The following is a 20,657-nucleotide window of genomic DNA, read 5'->3' on the forward strand; positions in this document are numbered from 1 at the left end:
CGGCTCCCGGCGTAGCGGGCCGGTCGGCAACACGCGCGTAGCGAAGGGAAACGACAGATGCGCGCTCACGAAGCGGGGGCACTGCACGGCGACCTCGGGGTCCGAGGGCCGGCCTGGCTGCGTACCCCGGAGGACGTCAACGCGCTCGTGCCGCAACTGTGGCCGCGCAACGTGGCGCGGGACGCCGACGGCGCCCTCGTGGTCGCCGGCCTCGGCGTCCGCGAACTGGCGGCGGAGTTCGGCAGCCCGGCCTACGTGCTCGACGAGGACGACCTGAGGTCCCGCTGCCGCGACTTCCGGGCCGCCTTCCCGGACCAGGACATCTACTACGCCGGCAAGGCCTTCATCTGCCGGGCCGTGGTGCGGGTGATCGCCGAGGAGGGGCTGTTCCTGGACGTCTGCTCCGGCGGCGAGCTGGCGGTGGCGCTGGCCGCCGGCATGCCGCCCGAGCGGATCGGCTTCCACGGCAACAACAAGTCCCCGGCCGAGCTGGCCCGGGCCGTCGACGCCGGGGTCGGCCGGATCGTCGTCGACTCGTTCCACGAGATCGACCGGCTCACCGCGCTGGCCCGGGAGCGGGGCGTCCGGCCTCAGGTGCTGCTCCGGGTCACCGTCGGCGTCGAGGCGCACACCCACGAGTTCATCGCCACCGCGCACGAGGACCAGAAGTTCGGCTTCTCGCTGGCCGGCGGGGCGGCGGCCGCCGCCGCGTTCCGGATCCTCGACGAGAACGTCCTCGACCTGCGCGGCCTGCACTCGCACATCGGCTCGCAGATCTTCGACACCAGCGGATTCGAGGTGGCCGCCCGGCGGATCCTCGGCCTCCAGGCGCAGATCCGGGACGCGCGCGGGGTGGAGCTGCCGGAGCTGGACCTCGGCGGCGGCTTCGGCATCGCGTACACCACCCAGGACGACCCGGCGACGCCGCACGACCTGGCGAAGCGCCTCAACAAGATCGTCGACGGGGAGTGCGAGGGGCTGCGGCTGGCGGTGCCCCGGCTCTCGATCGAGCCCGGCCGGGCGATCATCGGCCCGGCCGTCTTCACCCTCTACGAGGTCGGCACGGTCAAGGACGTGGACGGGATCCGGACGTACGTCAGCGTCGACGGCGGAATGAGCGACAACATCCGTACCGCGCTGTACGGTGCGTCGTACTCGGCGACGGTCGCCTCCCGGCGCTCGACCGCCGAGCCGATTCTGGCCCGGGTGGTGGGAAAGCATTGCGAGGCCGGGGATGTGGTGGTGAAGGATGAATTCCTGCCCGCCGACGTGCAGCCCGGAGATCTTCTCGCAGTGCCCGGAACGGGCGCCTACTGCCGGAGCATGGCCAGCAACTACAACCATGTGCCCCGGCCGCCCGTGGTGGCGGTCCGGGACGGCCGCGCGCGGCTGATCGTCCGGCGGGAGACCGAAGACGATCTGCTGGCATTGGATGTGGGATGACGACACCGGTCCGTCTGGCTCTGCTCGGTTGCGGCACCGTCGGCGCGGAGGTGGTACGCCTCCTGCACGAGCAGGCCGCCGACCTCGCCGCGCGGGTCGGTGCGCCGCTGGAACTCGCCGGCATCGCCGTACGCCGACTCGGCCGCGACCGGGGTGAGCTGCCGATCGACCCGGCGCTCTTCACCACCGACCCGCTCGGCCTGGTCAAGCGGGACGACATCGACCTGGTGATCGAGGTCGTCGGCGGGATCGAGCCGGCCCGGAGCTGGCTGGTCGAGGCGCTGCGGGCCGGCAAGAGCGTGGTGACCGCGAACAAGGCGCTGCTGGCCGAGGATGGCGGCGCACTGCACGACGCGGCCGCCGAGGGCGGGGCCGACCTCTACTACGAGGCGGCGGTGGCCGGCGCCATCCCGCTGCTCCGCTCGCTGCGCGAGTCGCTGCACGGCGACTCGATCACCCGGGTCACCGGCATCGTCAACGGCACCACCAACTTCATCCTCTCCGCGATGGACGCCACCGGCGCCGGCTTCGCCGAGGCGCTGGACGAGGCGACCGAGCTGGGCTACGCGGAGGCCGACCCGACCGCCGACGTGGAGGGCTTCGACGCCGCCGCAAAGGCGGCGATCCTGGCCTCGCTGGCCTTCCACACCCGGGTCACCGCCGCCGACGTGCACCGGGAGGGCATCACCGAGGTCACCGCCGCCGACGTGGCCAGCGCCAAGGCGATGGGCTGCACCATCAAGCTGCTCTGCATCGCCTCCCGGGGGCCGGACTCGGCCGGCGCCGAGTCGGTCAGCGTCCGGGTGCACCCGGCGATGATCCCGGTCAGCCACCCGCTGGCCAGCGTCGGCGACGCCTTCAACGCGGTCTTCGTCGAGGCCGACGCCGCAGGTGAGCTGATGTTCTACGGGCGCGGGGCCGGGGGAGCGCCGACCGCCAGCGCCGTACTCGGCGACGTCGTCGCGGCGGCCCGCAACCACCTGGCCGGGGTACGCGCACCGAGCGAGTCGGCGTACGCCGCGCTGCCGATCCGGCCGATGGGCGAGGCGGTCACCCGCTACCACATCAGCCTCGACGTGGCCGACCGACCCGGGGTACTCGCCGCGGTCGCCGGGGTCTTCGCCCGGCACGACGTGTCGATCGCCACCGTGCGGCAGGCGCCCGCCCCGGCGGCTCCGGCGGACGGGGCGGCCGGACCGGTGCGCCGGGGCGGTGACGCGATCCTGGTCATCGTCACGCACGCCGCACCGGACGCCGCGCTCGCCGCCACCGTCGACGAGCTGCGCCGGCTCGACATCGTCCGCTCCATCGCCAGCGTGCTCCGGGTCGAGGGCGGCGACCGTTAGCCGGGCAGGTCGGCGACGGCTGGCCGGGCGTACCGCCTGATCGGTCACGTCCCGCCAGATGGTTAGCGGGTGGTGCGGGTGCAGCCCGTCGGCGACGCTGGGTCACCGTGGAGGAGGTGCCCGCCGCAGGCCGGCGGGCGGGACCGTGACGCGAGGAGAGCGAGATGTGGCGGGGCTTGATCGAGGCGTACCGGGACCGGCTGCCGGTCAGCGAGGCCACGCCGGTGATCACCCTCAACGAGGGGAACACTCCGCTGCTGCCCGCGCCGGTGCTCTCGGCCCGGCTCGGCTGTGACGTCTACCTCAAGGTGGAGGGCGCCAACCCGACCGGCTCGTTCAAGGACCGGGGCATGACGCTGGCGGTCTCCCGGGCGGTCGAGGCCGGCAACAAGGCGATCATCTGCGCCTCCACCGGCAACACCAGCGCCTCGGCGGCGGCGTACGCGGCCCGGGCCGGGCTCACCTGCGCGGTGCTGGTGCCGCAGGGCAAGATCGCGCTGGGCAAGATGGCCCAGGCGCTGGTGCACGGCGCCAAGCTGCTCCAGATCAACGGCAACTTCGACGACTGCCTGGCGCTCGCCGCCAAGCTCGCCACGGACTATCCGGTGGCCCTGGTCAACTCGGTCAACATCTACCGGCTGCACGGCCAGAAGACCGCGGCCTTCGAGATCGTCTCGGCGCTCGGCGACGCCCCCGACATCCACTGCCTGCCGGTCGGCAACGCCGGCAACATCACCGCGTACTGGATGGGCTACTCGGAGGAGGCCGAGGGGGGCAACGCCACCCGCCGCCCGAAGATGTACGGCTTCCAGGCCTCCGGCGCCGCCCCGATCGTCACCGGCGAGGCGGTCCGCGAGCCCTCGACCATCGCCACCGCGATCCGGATCGGCAACCCGGCGAGCTGGACCAAGGCGGTGGACGCCCGGGACGACTCGGGCGGACTGATCTCGGCGGTGACCGACCGGGAGATCCTCTCGGCGTACCGGCTGCTCGCCCGCGAGGTGGGGGTCTTCGTCGAACTGGCCAGCGCGGCCAGCGTCGCCGGGCTGCTGCAACAGGCCGCCGAGGGGCGGGTGCCGAGCGGCTCCACCGTGGTCTGCACGGTCACCGGGCACGGCCTCAAGGACCCGGAGTGGGCGATCTCCACCGCCCCGTCGCCGATCACCATCCGTAACGACGTGCCGACCGCGGCCCGCGCTCTCGACCTGGCCTGAGCCGGGGCGGACCTCCTCGCCACCCGGAGACGGAGACCGTGGGCTGCTGAGAGGTGGCTGAGCCGAAGTTGCCGCCCGGGCCGGCCGGCCCGCAGGCTGCGGCCAGCGCCCCGACGCCGGGGTGGTGTTCCGGGTCAGGCAGACTTTCCCTGCCGCGCCGAGTCGGAACTCGCGTGATCCCCGTTCTCGCGCCAACCCGATAACAGGAGTAGAGCCGCTGATGTCGTTCCTCGCCAGACTCAGTCTCGCCAACCGAGGGCTCGTCGCGCTCATCGCGATCGTGATCACAGGGTTCGGCGTGTACGCCGTACCGTCGCTGAAGCAGCAGCTCCTGCCCTCGCTGGAGTTTCCGGCGGCCTTCATCGTCGCGCCGTTCCCGGGCGCCGGGCCGGAGGTCGTGGAGGAGCAGGTCGCCGAGCCGATCGAGAACAGCATCCAGGGGATCGCCGGGCTGACCAAGGTCACCTCCACCTCGCAGGAGGGCAGCGCCACCCTCCAGGTCGAGTACGAGTTCGGCACCGACCTCGATGACGCGGTCAACAAGATGCAGACCGCGCTGAACCGGCTCTCCCTGCCGGAGAACGTCGAGCCGCAGGTGATCGCCGGCAGCACCGACGACCTGCCGGCGCTGGTCCTCGCGGCGGCCGGCAACGGTGACGAGCGCGCCCTGGCGGAGAAGCTCACCGAGACCGTCGTCCCGGAGCTGGAGTCGATCGAGGGGGTCCGCACCGTCGAGGTGACCGGCGCCCGCGACGAGCAGATCGTGATCACCCCCGACCCGGCGAAGCTGGCCGCCTCCGGGGTCGCGCCGACCGCGATCGGCGAGGCGCTGCGGGCCAACGGCGTCACCATCCCGGCCGGGGCGCTGACCGAGGCCGACCAGACCCGGACGGTCCAGGTCGGCGGCCGGATCGGCTCGGTCGAGGAACTCGCCGGGGTCTTCCTGACCGGGCGGGCCGGCGGCCAGCCGGTCCGGCTCGGCGACGTGGCGACCGTACGGCAGCAGCTCGCCGCGCCGACCTCGTTCACCCGGACCGACGGCACGGACAGCCTCGGCATCATGGTCACCGCCACCCCGGACGGCAACGCGGTGCGGATCTCGCACGACGTCCGGGACCGGCTCGCCGACCTCTCCGCCGCCTCCGGCGCCACCCTCAGCGTGGTCTTCGACCAGGCGCCGTTCGTGGAAAAGTCGATCGAGAGCCTGACCACCGAGGGCCTGCTCGGCCTGGTCATGGCGGTACTCGTGATCCTGGTCTTCCTGCTCTCGATCCGCTCCACCCTGGTCACCGCGGTCTCCATCCCGCTCTCGGTGCTGGTGGCGCTGATCGCCCTCTGGGTCGGCGACTACTCGCTCAACCTGCTCACCCTCGGCGCGCTGACCATCGCGGTCGGCCGGGTCGTCGACGACTCGATCGTGGTCCTGGAGAACATCAAACGACATCTCGGGTACGGCGAGGAGAAGCGCACCGCCATCCTCGGCGGGGTACGCGAGGTGGCCGGCGCGGTGGTCGCGTCCACCCTGACCACGGTCGCCGTCTTCACCCCGATCGTGCTGGTCGGCGGCTTCGTCGGGCAGCTCTTCGCACCGTTCGCGATCACCGTCACGGTGGCGCTGCTCGCCTCGCTGCTGGTGTCGCTGACCATCATCCCGGTGCTGGCGTACTGGTTCCTCCGGCCGGCGAACGGCGGTGCGACCGAGGAGGCGGTACGGCGGGCGGCCGAGGAGAAGGAGCTGCGCAGCCCGCTGCAACGCGGGTACCTGCCGGTGATCCGGTTCGCGACCCGGCGGCGCTGGCTCACCGTCGGCCTCGGCCTGGTGGTGCTGCTCGGCACCTTCGGCCTGGCCACCCGGCTGGAGACGAACTTCCTGGACGACTCCGGGCAGGACACCCTGAGCATCAGCCAGGAGTTGCCGGTCGGCAGCAGCCTGGCCACCACCGACGCGGCCGCCAAGCAGGTCGAGCGGGTGCTGGCCGACGCCGACGGGGTGGAGTCGTACCAGGTGACCGTGGGCGGAGGCGGCGGCAACCCGTTCGGCGGGGGTGGCGGCGCCAACGAGGCGAGCTTCTCGGTGGCGCTGGACGAGGAGGCCGACGCCGGGAAGGTCGAGGACGCGCTCCGGGCCGAGTTCGACAAGCTGTCCGGTGCCGGTGAACTCAGCTTCGGCGGGGCCGGCGGGCCGGGCGGCGGCGCGGTCGACGAGATCCAGGTGATCGTCCGCGCCGCCGACCAGGAGGTGCTGGCCCGGGCGAGCGAGCAGGTCAGCAAGGCGATGTCGGAGGTCGCGGACGTCACCGACGTACGCAGCAGCCTGGCCGACAGCGCCCCCCGGATCGACGTCACGGTGGACCGGGCCGCCGCCGCCCGGCTCGGGCTCTCCGAGGCGGCCGTCGGGCAGCTCGTCGCGCAGCAGTTCCGGGGCAGCCCGCTCGGCCAGGTGACGCTGGACGGCCGGCAGCTCGACGTGGTGCTGCGGACCGGGCAGCCGCCCGCCGGGATCGCGGCGCTGCGGGCCCTGCCGGTGGGGCCGCCCGGCCCGGCCGGTGCGGTGAAGCTGGACGACATCGCCGACGTGACCGAGGTGCAGGGCCCGCTCGCGGTGACCCGGATCGACGGTGAGCGCAGCGTGACGGTCAGCGGTACGTCGACCGGCTCCAACCTGGGTGCCACCACCACCGCGCTGCGGGAGAAGCTGGACGGGGTCGAGGTGCCGGGGGCGACCTTCGAGATCGGCGGCGTCAGCGCCGAGCAGCAGGAGGCCTTCGCCGACCTGGGGCTGGCGGTACTCGCCGCGATCGCGATCGTCTTCGTGATCATGGTCGCCACCTTCGGCAGCCTGCTCCAGCCGCTGATCCTGCTGGTCTCCATCCCGTTCGCGGCGACCGGTGCGATCGGCCTGCTGCTGGCCACCGGCACCCCGCTGGGCGTACCGGCGCTGATCGGTGTGCTGATGCTGGTCGGCATCGTGGTGACCAACGCGATCGTGCTGATGGACCTGATCAACCAGTACCGGGCCCGGGGGATGGGCGTGGTCGAGGCGGTGGTCGAGGGCGGCCGGCGCCGGCTGCGGCCGATCCTGATGACCGCGATCGCGACCATCTTCGCCCTGCTGCCGATGGCGCTCGGGCTGACCGGTGAGGGCGGCTTCATCTCGCAGCCGCTGGCCATCGTGGTGATCGGCGGTCTGATCAGCTCGACCCTGCTCACCCTGGTGCTGGTGCCGACCCTCTACACGATGCTGGAGAACACCAAGGAGCGGATCCGGCGTCGCCGGTCCGGGAGGGGATCGGCGGACGCCGACGAGGCGGCCGGTCCGGGCGTACCGGCCGGTGAGCCGGTACCGGCGGGTGCCGCCGCCGGCTCACCGGGTGGCGGGTCGCCGGGGCCGGTGCCGGCCCGCCCGTCGGGTGCGCTGGTGGACGGTACCGACCAGTTCGAGGTACTCCGGCTGCCGAAGAGCCGCCGGTCGCCGCTGCCGCCGACGGAGAGCTGACCGCCGGCCCGCGACACGACGAGGGACCGGTCCCGGGTGGCCCGATACCGCCACCCGGGACCGGTCCTTGTCCGTGCACGGGTGGCGTGGCGCGGCCGGGTAGGGTCCCGGTACGTGTCGTCTGCCGTTTCAGTCCTTACCCGGAACCGGGACTTCCGCCGTCTCTTCAGCGCCGAACTCGTGGTCTTCGGAGCCGACTGGTTCGTGATGGTGCCGCTGCTGGTGCTCCTGCCGGAGCTGACCGGCAGCGGGGTGTGGGGAGCCCTGGTGCTCGCCGCCGACAACAGCATCCTCGCCCTGCTGCTGCCGTACGCCGGCACGGTCGCCGACCGGCTGGACCGCAAGCGGATCCTGATCGCCTCGAACCTCACCGCGCTGGCCGCGATCGTGCTGCTGCTCGGGGTACGCGATTCCGGCACCGCCTGGCTGGCGCTGGTGGCGGTCGGCGCGGTGGCGGTGGCCAAGGCGTTCTACTCGCCGGCCGCCTCGGCCGCGCTGCCGAACGTGGTCGACCCGGAGGATCTCGCCGGAGCCAACGCGATCGCCGGTTCGGCGTGGGGCACGATGAGCATCGTCGGGGCGTCCCTCGGTGGTGTGCTGACCGCCGCCGTCGGGCCGTACGCCTGTTTCTGGGTGGCCGTGGTCGGCCTGGCGGTGGCGGCGGGCCTGACCCTGCTGATCCGCCGCCCGATGCAGCAGCCGCGCGACCACAGCCTGCCGGTGCCGCACCCGTGGGCGGCGCTCGGCGAGGCGGCGCGGTACATCGGGCACCGTCCCCGGGTGCTGGCCCTGGTCACCGTGAAGAGCGCGGTCGGGCTCGGCAACGGTGTGCTGACCGTCTTTCCGCTGCTGGCCGCACTCTACGGAGTGGGTCCGATCGGCACCGGCCTGCTCTTCGCGGTACGCGGTGCCGGCGCGCTCGTCGGCCCGCTGCTGATGCGCCGGGTGCTGAAGCACCGGTCCTGGCTCTTCACCGGCCTCGCCCTGTCGATGTCGCTGTACGGGCTCGGCTACCTCGGCGTGTCGGTGACCCGCTGGTTCCCGCTGGTGCTGGTGCTGGTCTTCGTCGCGCACCTGGCCGGCGGCAGTAACTGGGTGATGTCCAACTACGCGTTGCAGGCCGAGGTGCCGGACCGGCTGCGGGGCCGGGTCTTCGCCACCGACATGATGCTGGCGACGGTGGCGATCGCGCTCAGCCAGCTCGTGGTGGCCGGCGTGGTGGACCACGTCGACCAGCGGGTGGTGCTGGCCGGCTGCGGCCTGACCACCCTGGTGTACGCGCTCGGCTGGTGGGTCGCCACCCGCCGCCTCGACCCCACCGACGACGAGGACCCCTCACCCGCCGCGTCCCCGGCATGACCGCCGTCTCCGGGGCGTGACCGTGCTGCTTCCCTGATACAGGAGCCTCGGGACCGCGGGAGGGCCCTACTTCCCGGAAGTAGCCGGCGCCCCCAGCCGGCGGGTTCGGTTGCGGGGTGGCGGGGTATGGGTGGGGCATCGAGACGATGGACGTAGCGGTGTCGAGCCGCCTCGCGCGCTGGCGGGGCGGCCGGCTGCTGCACCCGCGTGGGGTCTCCTTCACCGGCGAGGTCGAGCTGTGGGGGCCGCTCGCCGATCCCCTGGCCGGCGGCTCCGGCCGGTACCCGGGGACCGTGCGGCTCTCCCGGGGCACCCCGACCCCGGAGGGCTGGCCCGACCTGCTGGGGCTGGCCGTCCGGCTGCACACCCCCGGTGGCCCCTTCGACCTGCTGCTCTCCGGTACCGGCCGACCGCCGCTGCTCCGACACCTGCCGCTGCCGCACCGCGACTTCGCCGGGCCGTACGGGAGCCTGCTGGCGTACCGGTTCGGCGGTCGCCGGGTCTACCTGCTGGCCCGGGCCGACCGTCCGCTGGGGGCGTCCCTCGACGCGGTGACCGAGGTAGCCGTCCGTGGTGAGGCCCGGCTGGAACTGCTGGCGGCCGGGTGGGGCCGCCCGTGGCGCGCCTTTGGTCGGGTCGTCCTCGGTACGCGACTGCCGGCCGAGGTCGACGCGGCACTCGCCTTCGACCCGGACGGTCGGCGCGGCTCGGCGCTGCGGCCGAGGGGCCTGCTCCAGTGGACGCGGGTGCGCAGCTATTCGTCCTCGCAGCGGGGCCGGGGCGCCGCAGAGGACCAGACCCGGCTGCCCTGACGACGTCCGACGTCTCGCCGGGCCCGGTCGTGCCGGGTCGACTCCGACTCCTGTTCCGATGTCTCCGCCGGTCGCTGCCGGTCGGCTCGTGTTCGCCGGCCGCTGCCCGGGTCGACAGTTTCCGCAGGCGGGGGCCGGGGTCGACGGGTGGGCGCTTGTTCGATATCCTCGTGATATCACATCGCTATCAAGGAGATGTCATGGAACGAGCCGCCTTCCGGATCTCCGGGTTCATCCCCACCGCGGTCATGCTGATCCTGGCCGCCGTCGGGATCGCCAGCATCGTGCCGGTGCTCGGCGAACCGGGCGTCGACCTGCGGATCACGGTGGCCACCGTCGGCTACGCCGCCCTCGCCGCGCTGGTGGCCACCGGCTACACCGTGGTCAACCCGAACGAGGCCCAGGTGGTGCAGTTCTTCGGCCGCTACGTGGGCACCGTCCGGCAGGCCGGCCTGCACTGGACCTGGCCGCTCACCGCGCGGCAGAAGGTCACCCTGCGGGTACGCAACTTCGAGACCGCCCGGCTGAAGGTCTCCGACGCCGACGGCAACCCGGTGGAGATCGCCGCCGTCGTCGTGTGGCAGGTGGTCGACTCCGCCCGGGCCGCCTTCGCGGTCGACGACCACGTCGAGTACGTCGCCGTGCAGTCCGAGGCGGCCGTCCGGCACCTCGCCACCAGCTACCCGTACGAGGCACACGACTCGGGTCGGGCGAGCCTGCGGGACAGTGCCGTGGTCAGCGACGAATTGACCTCCGAGCTGCGCGAACGGGTCGAGCTGGCCGGGGTGGAGGTGCTGGAGTCCCGGATCACGCACCTGGCGTACGCCCCGGAGATCGCCCAGGCGATGCTGGCCCGCCAGCAGGCGAGTGCGATCGTCGGTGCCCGGTTCAAGATTGTCGAAGGGGCGGTGGGCATGGTGTCGAACGCGCTGGAGCGGCTGCGCGAGGAGCACGTGGTCGAGCTGGACGAGGAACGGAAGGCGCAGATGGTGGCGAACCTGCTCGTCGTACTCTGCGGTGACCGGGCCGCCCAGCCGGTGGTGAACACCGGTTCCCTCTACAGCTAGGTTCCCGCTCCGATGGCGGAACGCAAGAAACTCCTGCTCCGGCTCGACCCGCAGGTCTACGAGGCGGTCGCGAGGTGGGCGGCGGACGACATCCGCAGTGTCAACGCCCAGATCGAGTACGCACTGCGACTGGCCCTGCGTTCCGCCGGCCGCGCGGGCAAGCCGGCCCGGGGCGCCGACCCGGCGGGTTCATCCGCGGAGCCGGCCGGCACCGGCCCGGACGGCGCACAGCCGGACGGTACGGAGTCGGGAAGCGGCGCGTCGGACGACGCCGAGCCGGCGTGAGCGCCCCGCCGGGCCCCGGGGAAGGGTCGGCGACGTCCCAGGGCCCGGACGCTGGCCCCGGCACCGCGCCCGGGCCGCCTAGCATGAGCCGATGCGGCCGACCTTCGTTTCCGAACCGGTCCGGGTCCGGGTGCCGGCGACCAGCGCCAACCTCGGCCCGGGCTTCGACGCGCTCGGTCTCGCGCTGGCGCTCCACGACGACGTCAGCGCCCGGACGACGGCGGGCGGTTGCCGGGTCGAGGTGACCGGTCAGGGGGCCGGGGAGCTGCCGACCGGCGACGACCATCTGGTCGTCCGGGCCATGCGGGCCGGTTTCGACGCACTCGGCGGTCAACCGCCGGGGCTGGCCGTGGAGTGCGTCAACCGGATCCCGCAGGCGCGCGGCCTGGGCTCCTCGTCCGCGGCGATCGTCGCCGGGATCCAACTGGCCCGGGCGCTGGTCGAGGACGGCATGCGGCAACTCGACGACGCGGCGGCACTGCGGCTGGCGGCCGAGTTGGAGGGGCATCCGGACAATGTCGCGCCGTGCCTGCTCGGCGGGTTCACCATCGCCTGGACGGAGTCGGGCGGTACGGCCCGGGCGGTCCGGTTGCCGGTGGCACCGCAGGTCCGGGCCACGGTGTTCGTACCCGAGGAGCGCGGGTTGACCACGGCCGCCCGCGCGGCCCTGCCGGCGACGGTGCCGCACGTCGACGCGGCCCGCAACGCCGGCCGGGCCGCGCTGCTGGTGCACGCTCTGACCACCGATCCGGCGCTGCTCTTCGAGGCCACGGAGGACCGGCTGCACCAGCCCTACCGGGCGGCCGGAATGCCGGGCACCGCCGCCCGGTTGGCGCAGTTGCGTGCGGCTGGTGTGCCGGCTGTGGTCAGTGGGGCGGGGCCGTCGATTCTCGCGTTGACCAGCAGCGAGGAGAAATTCGAGGCGGGAATGGGTTGGACCGCGCAAAGGTTGCCAATAGACGTAGCCGGCGCCCGGGTTCATGGGGGTAGACTGGGACACGCCGAGCGGGGCCCTGTTGCCGCAGGTCGGAAGAGTTGATTACGCTCTAGACTTAGCACAGCCGCGAAGCAATGCGACTCCTGCGGGTCGGTGCACCCCCGAAGCTCTCGGCGGTCAGCCCGTCTCACCCCTGCCTAGGTCTACGCCGCACCGCAGTTTCCACAGGTCGCCGCAGGCGGCGAGACCTGCCCACCGATGTTGGTGGGTCGGGAAACCAACCGGCTGCTGTGTTACAGACTCCCGTGACGCGTCAAGCGAGACGGGTGTACCGAGGCCGCCCGGCCAGCCAGCACTTCGGGCCACGGGCAGCCCCGGCCTTATCGAGGGAAGGAATCCATTGAGCGACACCACCGACGTGACGTCGGATGTTTCCAACGTCGCTGGCGAAGCCACCACCGGCGCCACCCGTCGTCGGCGGACCGGCACCGGGCTGTCGGCGATGCTGCTGCCAGAGTTGCAGAGCCTGGCCGCGTCGCTCGGCATCTCCGGTACGGCCCGGATGCGCAAGGGCGAGCTGATCGCCGCCATCTCGGAACGGCAGGCTGGTGCCACCAACACCGCGGGCGGCGGCGCGCCGCGCCCGCGCGCCGAGGTGTCGGCCGCTGCCGCGCCGGCTCGCGAAGAGGTCCGGGCCGAGGTGCGGGACAGCGCCGACCGGCCGGACGGTGAGCGTCGGGCCGCCGAGCAGGCGCCTGCCGCCGCTGGCGGCGAGGGTCGCACCAGGACGTCCCGCCGGTCCAGCCGGACCGCTGCCGCCACCGCCGAGGTCGAGACCGCGGCGCCGACGGAGCGGAACGAGCGTCCCGAGCGGAACGAGCGGGCCGAGCGCCCGGAGCGGGCCGAGCGCGGTGACCGTGCGGAGCGGGCCGAGGGTGCCGAGCGGACCGACGGTGGCGAGCGCGGCGACCGCGCGGACCGGGGCGAGTCGCGCAACGGCCGGGACCGCAACGAGCGGGGTGACCGGGGCGAGCGCGGCGAGTCGCGGAACGACCGTGGGCAGCGTTCGTCGGATCGGGACCGTTCGTCAGACCGGGACCGTTCGTCGGACCGGGACAGCGACGGTGACGACGACGGCGAGGGCGGCGGCCGGCGCAGCCGGCGGAGCCGCTTCCGTGACCGCCGTCGGGGCCGGGGCGACCGGGCGGAGAACGGCGAGGGCGGTGGCGGCCGGGAGCCGCAGGTCAACGAGGACGACGTGCTCGTACCGGTGGCCGGCATCATCGACGTGCTCGACAACTACGCCTTCGTCCGGACCACCGGCTACCTCTCCGGCCCGAACGACGTCTACGTGTCGATGTCCCAGGTCAAGAAGTACGGCCTGCGCCGCGGTGACGCGGTCACCGGCGCGGTACGGGCGGCCCGGGAGGGCGAGCAGCGGCGGGACAAGTACAACCCGCTGGTCCGGCTCGACACCATCAACGGGATGGACCCGGACGAGGCGAAGCGGCGTCCCGAGTTCTACAAGCTGACCCCGCTCTACCCGCAGGAGCGGCTCCGGTTGGAGACCGAGCCGCACATCCTGACCACCCGGGTCATCGACCTGGTGACGCCGATCGGCAAGGGTCAGCGGGCGCTCATCATGTCGCCGCCGAAGGCCGGTAAGACGATGGTGTTGCAGGCGATCGCCAACGCGATCACCCACAACAACCCCGAGTGCCACCTGATGGTCGTGCTCGTCGACGAGCGGCCCGAAGAGGTCACCGACATGCAGCGCTCGGTCAAGGGCGAGGTCGTCGCGGCCACCTTCGACCGTCCGCCGCAGGACCACACCACGGTCGCCGAGCTGGCGATCGAGCGGGCCAAGCGCCTGGTCGAGCTGGGCCACGACGTGGTCGTACTGCTCGACTCGGTGACCCGGCTCGGCCGGTCGTACAACCTGGCCGCGCCGGCCAGTGGTCGGATCATGTCCGGCGGTATCGACTCCACCGCGCTCTACCCGCCGAAGCGGTTCCTGGGTGCGGCCCGGAACATCGAGAACGGCGGCTCGCTGACCATCCTCGCCACCGCGCTGGTGGAGACCGGTTCCGTGATGGACACGGTCATCTTCGAGGAGTTCAAGGGCACCGGTAACGCGGAGCTGAAGCTGGACCGGAAGATCGCCGACAAGCGGGTCTTCCCGGCCATCGACATCCACACCTCCGGCACCCGTAAGGAGGAGATCCTGCTGGCCCCGGAGGAGTTGGCCATCACGCACAAGCTGCGCAAGGTGCTGCACTCGCTCGACTCGCAGGCCGCGCTGGATCTGCTGCTGGACCGGCTCAAGCAGTCCCGGACCAACATCGAGTTCCTGATGCAGATCGCGAAGTCGACGCCGGGGGAGTAACACCCGGCGACATTTCGAGGGCACGTTCGTGGGGCCCGGCCGAGTTCGGCCGGGCCCCACGCCGCGTTCCGGGCCGGTTCAGCGGAGCGGCAGGTCGATCACGTGCTCGGTGCCGGATATCCCGACGACGGCGGCTGATGGAATTTTCCTTCGGTTCAACCGGCAACTATTGAAACTTCTATACGTCGTCCGGTTGACTACCGGGCATGGTGACCCGCCGCCGATCCGCCCGCCTCGCCGGGCTGCTGCTCCTGGTGCCGTCCCTCACCCTCGCCGGGCCGGTCCCGGCGTACGCCGAACCGGTGCCCGTGGTGTCCCGGCCCGTACCGGCCGCCGCCACCGCACCGGAGGAGGCCCCGGCCGCCTCGTCGTACCCGGCGCCGTCGTCCGCGCCGGTCCCGGCCGCCGCCGCCGACGGGATCGTGACCGACACCCGGACCCGGCCGGTCGCGCCCGGGCTCGACCTGACCTCCTTCGACCGGTACGACGCCAACGGCTGGCTCCGGGCCGACGCGCTCACCGCCGACCTGTCCGGCGGGATCGGCATCGACTACGTCAACTCCGGCGAGGTCACCCGGGCCGAACCCCTGCGCCGGGCGGTCGACCGGGCCGGTGCGGTGGCCGCGGTCAACGGCGACTTCTTCGACATCAACAACTCCGGCGCGGCCCAGGGCATCGGCATCCAAAGCGGGGAACTGGTCCAGTCGCCGGTCGCCGGCCACCACGAGGCGGTCGGGGTGACCGCCGAGGGCGTGGGCCGGGTGGTCCAGGTGCACTTCGACGGCACCGCCACCGGACCGGCCGGACCGGTGACGCTCACCCAGTTCAACAACATGGTCGCCTCCGGCGGCATCGGCGTCTTCACCCCGCTCTGGGGCTCGTACCCCCGGACCCGGGCCGTCGAGGGCGCCACCCGGGTCAGCGAGGTCACCCTGGTCGGTGGCCGGGTCGCGACGGTCAGCCCCGCCGCCGGCAGCGGCCCGATCCCCGCCGGTACGACGGTGCTGCTCGGCCGGGAGGCCGGCGCCGACGCGCTCGCCGCGCTGCGCCCCGGCGACCCGGTCGACCTCCGGTACGCGCCGAAGCCCTCGGACGGCAGCACGCTGCGCGCCGCGGTCGGCGGCAACCGGGTACTGGTCCGGGGCGGGGTGCCGCAGGAGATCGGTGACGTCAACCCCGAACCCCGGACCGCGGTCGGGTTCTCCGCCGACGGACGGAAGATGTTTCTGCTCACAGTGGACGGACGGCAGGCGGACAGCCGCGGCGTGACCCTGACCGAACTGGGCCGGATGATGGCCGAACTCGGCGCGCACGACGCGCTCAACCTCGACGGCGGGGGCTCCTCGACGCTGCTCGCCCGCGAGCCCGGCCAGCCGGCGGTCCGGGTAGAGAACAGCCCCTCGGACGGCTCCGAGCGGCCGGTGCCGAACGGGCTCGCGCTCTACGCGCCGCAGGGCAGCGGGCGGCTGCGGGCGTACTGGGTGAAGACGCTGCTCGACCCGGCGGCCGCGCCCGGCGTCGGGCCCGTGCGCGGCGGACGCCCGGACCGGGTCTTTCCCGGGCTGACCCGGCGGCTGGCGGCGGCCGGCTACGACGAGACCTACGGCCCGGCGGCCGGCACGCCGGCCTGGCGGGCCGAGCCGTCGTCCCGGGGCAGCGTCGACTCCGCAGGGGTCTTCCGGGCCCGACGCTCCGGCGAGGTGAGCGTGACCGCGTCCCGGGGGCGGGCGAGGGGCGAACTGCCGCTGACCGTGCTCGGCCCGCTGGCCCGGATCGACGGCACCGTCGACCGGGTCGGGCTGGCCGGCGCGGGCGGCACCGGCTCGTTCGGCGTGGTCGGCTACGACGCCGAGGGGAACACCGCGCCGATCGAAGCGGCCGACCTGCGCCTGGACTACGACCGGGACCTGCTGGAGGTCACCCCAGCCGCCGACGGCACCCTCGCGGTGAAGGCCAGAGTGGACAGCGGTGCCGGGTTGGTCACGGTACGGGTCGGCGCGGCCAGCACCGTACTGCCGGTGACGGTCGGGCTCACCGACGTACCGGTGGCGACGTTCGACGACGCGGCGAGCTGGCGGTTCAGCGCCGCCCGGGCCACCGGCTCGGCGACCCCGGTGCCGGGCCACACCGGCACCGGCCTGAAGCTGGCGTACGACTTCGGCCAGTCCACCGGCACCCGGGCCGCGTACGCCGACCCGCCCGCCTACATCCCGGTCGAGGGGCAGCCGCAGTCGTTCGGGATGTGGATCCACGCGAACGGGCACGGCGAGTGGCCCAGCCTGCACCTGCACGACGCGCTCGACCAGCAGCACGTGCTGCGCGGCCCCTACCTGGACTGGACCGGCTGGCGCTACGTCGAACTGGCCGTGCCGGCCGGGGTGGTCTATCCGGTGCGGATCCGCCGGTTCTACGTCGCCGAGACCGACGCGGCGGCGGCGTACACCGGGGAGGTGGTGATCGACGACATCGTCGCCCGGGTACCCGCCGAGGTGACCGCGCCGGCCGAGCCGCTCCGCACCGACCGGGTGGTGCTGACCGACGGCACCGTCGACCGGGCACCCTGGCGGTTCGCGGTCCTCTCCGACGCCCAGTTCGTGGCGGCGAACCCGGACAGCGACCTGGTGGCCCAGGCCCGCCGTACGCTCCGCGAGGTGAAGGCCGCCCGGCCGGACTTCCTGGTGATCAACGGGGACTTCGTGGACACCGCCTATCCGGAGGACTTCGCGCTGGCCAAGCGGATCCTGGACGAGGAGTTGGGCGGCACGCTGCCGTACCACTACGTGCCGGGCAACCACGAAATCATGGGAGCCCCGATCACGAACTTCCGCTCGGTCTTCGGCGAGACGTACCGGGTCTTCGACCACAGCCCGCCCCGGGGCGGCACCCGTACCCGGTTCGTCACCCTGGACACCTCCACCGGCAGCCTGCGCGGCGGCGGCTTCGCGCAGGTACTGGCGCTGCGTACCGCCCTGGACGGTGCGGCCCGGGACCCGGCCGTCGGCTCGCTGGTGGTGTTGGAGCACCACGCGCCCCGGGACCCGACGCCGGCCAGGGCGAGCCAGCTCGGCGACCGCAAGGAGGCGGCGCTGCTGGAACGCTGGCTCGCCGAGTTCCAGCGCGCGACCGGCAAGGGCGCGCTCCTCGTCGGCGCGCACGTCGGCAGCTTCTCCGCCGAACGGGTCGACGGGGTGCCCTATCTGATCAACGGAAATGCCGGCAAGAACCCGTCGACCGCGCCGCACCTCGGCGGGTTCAGCGGCTGGACGATGTTCGGGGTCGACCCGGTCAGCCCGGCCGAGGCGGCGGCGGCCCGGCGCGACCCGCTGGCCGAGGGGCCGGAGTGGGTGAGCGCGCAGACCCGGGCGCACGTCGACGGGCTCACCCTGGCCGCCCCGGCGACCCTGCCGGCCGGCTCGGCGGTCACGGTCACCGCCACGGTGATCCAGCCCGGTGGCCGGCAGGTACCGGTCGCCGCCCCGCTCTCGGCCGACTGGTCCGGCTCGCCGAACCTGCACGTCGGACCGGCGCGCGGCCTGCGCCCCTGGCACGCCGCCTGGTTCGACCCGGCCACCGGCCGGCTGACCGCGCTGCGTCCCGGTGGTGCCGTCCAGCTCGCCGTCACCGTCAACGGCGTCACCGCCCGCGCCGCCGTTCCGCTCACCCGGCGGTAAGGAAGGGCCCCCGCTTATCGTTTTCTGTTGTAGCGGGGGCCCTTCCTCACACCTCAGGCGGGCGGGGGAGCCGGGCGCGCGGCGTGCCGTGGGGGCGGGGCTAGAAGTCGCCCTCGGCGACCTGGAAGACGGTCAGGCCGAGGCCGCGCCACATCTTGACCACCTGCATCCGGTCGTCGAAGACCCCGACCACCCGGTAGCGGTCGCGGATCTCCCGGTCGAAGATCTCCCGCTTGACCACCGAGTCGCGGCGCTGGTCGCCGACGGCCCGCATGTGCAGGGCGAGGTACGGCACGTCGACGTGTTCGGCCAGCCACCGCTCGGTCTGCTCCCGGCAGGAGGCGTCCCGCCCGGTGCAGAAGACCACTCCGTAGCCGGCCGCGTGCATGGCCCGGACCGCCGAGATGACGGCGGTGTTGGGCCGGTCCTCGCCGACCCGGGTCATGTCGTACGGGCTGCGTCCCGCCATCAGCGCCACCGTGCCGTCGATGTCCACCAGTACGATCTCCGGCACCTCGTCCGACGGCGGGGAGTAGACGGCCGCCGGCCCGCCCGGCTCGACGGTCGGTACCGGCAGCGGCAGTGCCCGCCCGGCCAGGTAGCGCTCGTGCAGCCGCCGGATCGCCTCCTCGCCGACCCGGTCCTGCTCGGGCCGCTCGGCGTCGCGCCGGACGCACTCGTCCACCGGTACGTCGGTGAAGTCGTGCACCTCGAAGGCGGCCCCGAACCGGGCGGCGAGTTGCGCCCAGTCCCGCAGGGTCCGGGACCGCAGGTTGGTGTCGTCGACGCAGACGTCCGCCCCCGCCCGCAGCAGCGCCTCGACCTGGGCCCGCTGTACGACGGTGACCTGGCCCTCGGCCCACTGGGTGAAGAGCCGCTCGCCGTGCAGCATCCGGCGCAGGTCGTCGCGGTTCACCCGGACGACGCCGGGTTGCAGCTTCCGGGCGAAGGTGGTCTTCCCGGAGGCGGGGAGCCCGCGGGTGACGATCAGTCGGGTCATGCGCTCTCCTCGTTCCGCTCGTCACCCGTCATGATCGTCCACTCCGCGGGTGGGCGGGCCTGCTGCCAGAGCTGCGGACGGTAGTCGCGGCCGTCGAGACGCAGGAAGAGGAAGGCGCGCTCCGGGTGCCGGGCGGCCCGCTCGGCGAAGTCGCGGCGGCTCCATCCGGCGGGCAGTTCGGCCACGATCTCACCGTACGCCTGCTCGATCTTCGCGGCCCGGGCCTCGACGGTCGCGGTCAGTTCGGCCACGACGGCGTGGACCCAGCGGTGGAACTCGTCCGGCAGCGGCGCGACCCGGGCCGGGAGGTCCCGGCCGGTGACCAGGTCCTCCCAGACCACCCGGGCGTTGAGCCCGAAGGTCAGCCGGTGCAGCCGGACGTACTCCGGATATTTGATCTTGACCCGCTGGTCGGTGTCCGGCCAGTGCACCACCAGCCCTTCCCGACCGTCCCTGGGCGGCGCGGCCATCGCCTCGGCCAGGGTGTGGTGCGGCAGCCGCTCGACCACCGGACCGGGCCAGTCCGGCACCGCCTCCGGACCGGAGCTGCGCCCGGTGGCGATCTCCACCGTGCCGAGCAGCACCAGGTCGTCCAGGCCGCCGTAGTCCAGCACGATCCGGTTCGCCGGATAGACGATCTCGACCAGCACGGTCCGCCCCGGCGGCGGGGTGAATTCGGGGTAGCGGGTGCGCAGCACGGCGGTGGCGTGCCGGGCCTGCTCGGAGGCGAACGAGCCCCGGGTGGCGACCGCGAAGCCGTCGCCGTCCGGGTACAGCACGCCGAGGCTCCCGTCGGCCTTGTCCGTGATCACCGCCGGTGCGTCCGGCCGGAGCGCCGGTGCGCCCGGCTGGTCGTGGTTGAAGAACTTCGGGTACGGCCGCGCCACGACCGCGCCGGTCGACTCGTCCACGATCAGCCCCCGGCAGGCCAACGTCACCGGTGTCCAGTTTCCGCCGTAGGTGCACGCCTCGGTGTAGTTGTAGATCGCGAGCGGGCGCTCCGGATGCCGCTGTACCCGGACGTGGCCGTCGACGAGCGCGGCGGCCAGCGCCGCCGGGTCGACGACGTCGGCGAGCGGGGTGGCCAGGGCGAGCAGGGAGTCGGGCGCAGGGGTGACCACGGGTGTGTGCCTTCCGGCGGGGTGGGAATGCGAGAGGAAGCAGTGACGTTAACCCTCACGGATCACGTGTGCAGCCCGATTTCGGGCCGGCCCAGCCGGCATGGCACACTGGTCAGTCGGCCACCGGTTCCGGTTCCCGCCCGAGTCCGCCATCGCACCACGACACCCCGGCGTCGTGGACGACGGACGCCGAGGGCGACCCGGCGACCACCCACGAAAGGACCGAGGCGACATGAAGCCCAACATCCACCCCGAGTACGTGACCACCGAGGTCACCTGCTCGTGCGGCAACACCTTCACGACCCGCAGCACGGCGAAGGGCGGCTCGATCCACGTCGAGACCTGCAGCGCCTGCCACCCGTTCTACACCGGCAAGCAGCGCGTGCTCGACACCGCCGGCCGGGTCGCCAAGTTCCAGCAGAAGTACGCCAAGGTTCAGGCCAAGAAGGGCAAGTAGCCGCGTCGACGGCGCCCGCCTCCGGTTCGTCGCCGGAGGCGGGCGCCGTCGTGCCGTTTCCCG

The 20,657-nt window shown here is 73.1% G+C and carries 14 protein-coding genes; 12 read left to right on the top strand and 2 right to left on the bottom strand.

Annotated elements, in window-relative coordinates:
* The first annotated feature begins 57 nt into the window (after positions 1-57).
* From lysA to V1634_RS04245, 11 genes are all read left to right on the top strand, one after another.
* A complete protein-coding gene (gene lysA / locus V1634_RS04195; RefSeq protein WP_331206397.1) occupies positions 58-1,443 on the top strand; it encodes a diaminopimelate decarboxylase in 1,386 nt (461 codons plus the stop codon).
* Complete coding sequence (locus V1634_RS04200) at positions 1,440-2,789, top strand: homoserine dehydrogenase (protein WP_331206398.1); 1,350 nt, start codon at positions 1,440-1,442, stop codon at positions 2,787-2,789. Before lysA ends, V1634_RS04200 begins: the two co-directional genes overlap by 4 nt.
* Before the next feature lie 164 nt (positions 2,790-2,953).
* Complete coding sequence (thrC, locus tag V1634_RS04205) at positions 2,954-4,003, top strand: threonine synthase (protein WP_331206399.1); 1,050 nt, start codon at positions 2,954-2,956, stop codon at positions 4,001-4,003.
* Between the two features lie 220 nt (positions 4,004-4,223).
* On the top strand, positions 4,224-7,499 hold the full coding sequence (locus V1634_RS04210) for an efflux RND transporter permease subunit (RefSeq protein ID WP_331206400.1): 3,276 nt from the start codon (positions 4,224-4,226) through the stop codon (positions 7,497-7,499).
* Positions 7,500-7,613: 114 nt separating this feature from the next.
* A complete protein-coding gene (locus V1634_RS04215) occupies positions 7,614-8,858 on the top strand; it encodes an MFS transporter (RefSeq protein WP_331206401.1) in 1,245 nt (414 codons plus the stop codon).
* A gap of 158 nt (positions 8,859-9,016) precedes the next feature.
* Entirely contained in the window at positions 9,017-9,670 is a 654-nt protein-coding gene (locus V1634_RS04220; RefSeq protein ID WP_331206402.1) for a phosphodiesterase, read from the top strand.
* Positions 9,671-9,870: 200 nt separating this feature from the next.
* Positions 9,871-10,737, top strand: a complete 867-nt coding sequence (locus V1634_RS04225; protein ID WP_331206403.1) for an SPFH domain-containing protein — start codon at positions 9,871-9,873, stop codon at positions 10,735-10,737.
* 12 nt (positions 10,738-10,749) lie between these two features.
* A complete protein-coding gene (locus tag V1634_RS04230; RefSeq protein WP_331206404.1) occupies positions 10,750-11,022 on the top strand; it encodes a hypothetical protein in 273 nt (90 codons plus the stop codon).
* Between the two features lie 91 nt (positions 11,023-11,113).
* Entirely contained in the window at positions 11,114-12,061 is a 948-nt protein-coding gene (thrB, locus tag V1634_RS04235; protein WP_331206405.1) for a homoserine kinase, read from the top strand.
* Between the two features lie 298 nt (positions 12,062-12,359).
* On the top strand, positions 12,360-14,345 hold the full coding sequence (rho, locus tag V1634_RS04240) for a transcription termination factor Rho (RefSeq protein WP_331206406.1): 1,986 nt from the start codon (positions 12,360-12,362) through the stop codon (positions 14,343-14,345).
* 206 nt (positions 14,346-14,551) lie between these two features.
* Positions 14,552-18,016, top strand: a complete 3,465-nt coding sequence (locus V1634_RS04245; protein WP_331206407.1) for a phosphodiester glycosidase family protein — start codon at positions 14,552-14,554, stop codon at positions 18,014-18,016.
* Between the two features lie 100 nt (positions 18,017-18,116).
* Here V1634_RS04245 and V1634_RS04250 read toward each other — a convergent pair whose 3' ends face one another.
* A complete protein-coding gene (locus tag V1634_RS04250) occupies positions 18,117-19,016 on the bottom strand; it encodes a phosphatase domain-containing protein (protein ID WP_331206408.1) in 900 nt (299 codons plus the stop codon).
* Positions 19,013-20,137 carry an RNA ligase gene (locus V1634_RS04255; RefSeq protein WP_331206409.1) on the bottom strand — a complete coding sequence of 375 codons (1,125 nt, stop codon included), beginning with the start codon at positions 20,135-20,137 and terminating at the stop codon, positions 19,013-19,015. The genes V1634_RS04250 and V1634_RS04255 overlap by 4 nt, the downstream gene beginning before the upstream one ends.
* Positions 20,138-20,369: 232 nt before the next feature.
* On the opposite strand from V1634_RS04255, the gene rpmE reads away from it, so the two are divergent.
* A complete protein-coding gene (rpmE, locus tag V1634_RS04260; RefSeq protein WP_012184056.1) occupies positions 20,370-20,594 on the top strand; it encodes a 50S ribosomal protein L31 in 225 nt (74 codons plus the stop codon).
* Positions 20,595-20,657 lie beyond the last annotated feature (63 nt).

This window comes from Plantactinospora veratri (genome assembly GCF_036421995.1).
In the GTDB taxonomy this organism is placed as follows: Bacteria; Actinomycetota; Actinomycetes; order Mycobacteriales; family Micromonosporaceae; genus Plantactinospora; species Plantactinospora veratri.

What these genes read in the sequence shown, in the direction of transcription:
- V1634_RS04250 (WP_331206408.1), bottom strand. Translation starts at nt 19,016, where the DNA reads ATGACCCGACTGATCGTCACCCGCGGGCTCCCCGCCTCCGGGAAGACC.
- lysA (WP_331206397.1), top strand. Translation starts at nt 58, where the DNA reads ATGCGCGCTCACGAAGCGGGGGCACTGCACGGCGACCTCGGGGTCCGA.
- V1634_RS04245 (WP_331206407.1), top strand. Translation starts at nt 14,552, where the DNA reads ATGGTGACCCGCCGCCGATCCGCCCGCCTCGCCGGGCTGCTGCTCCTG.
- V1634_RS04230 (WP_331206404.1), top strand. Translation starts at nt 10,750, where the DNA reads ATGGCGGAACGCAAGAAACTCCTGCTCCGGCTCGACCCGCAGGTCTAC.
- V1634_RS04200 (WP_331206398.1), top strand. Translation starts at nt 1,440, where the DNA reads ATGACGACACCGGTCCGTCTGGCTCTGCTCGGTTGCGGCACCGTCGGC.
- V1634_RS04225 (WP_331206403.1), top strand. Translation starts at nt 9,871, where the DNA reads ATGGAACGAGCCGCCTTCCGGATCTCCGGGTTCATCCCCACCGCGGTC.
- thrC (WP_331206399.1), top strand. Translation starts at nt 2,954, where the DNA reads ATGTGGCGGGGCTTGATCGAGGCGTACCGGGACCGGCTGCCGGTCAGC.
- rpmE (WP_012184056.1), top strand. Translation starts at nt 20,370, where the DNA reads ATGAAGCCCAACATCCACCCCGAGTACGTGACCACCGAGGTCACCTGC.
- thrB (WP_331206405.1), top strand. Translation starts at nt 11,114, where the DNA reads ATGCGGCCGACCTTCGTTTCCGAACCGGTCCGGGTCCGGGTGCCGGCG.
- V1634_RS04210 (WP_331206400.1), top strand. Translation starts at nt 4,224, where the DNA reads ATGTCGTTCCTCGCCAGACTCAGTCTCGCCAACCGAGGGCTCGTCGCG.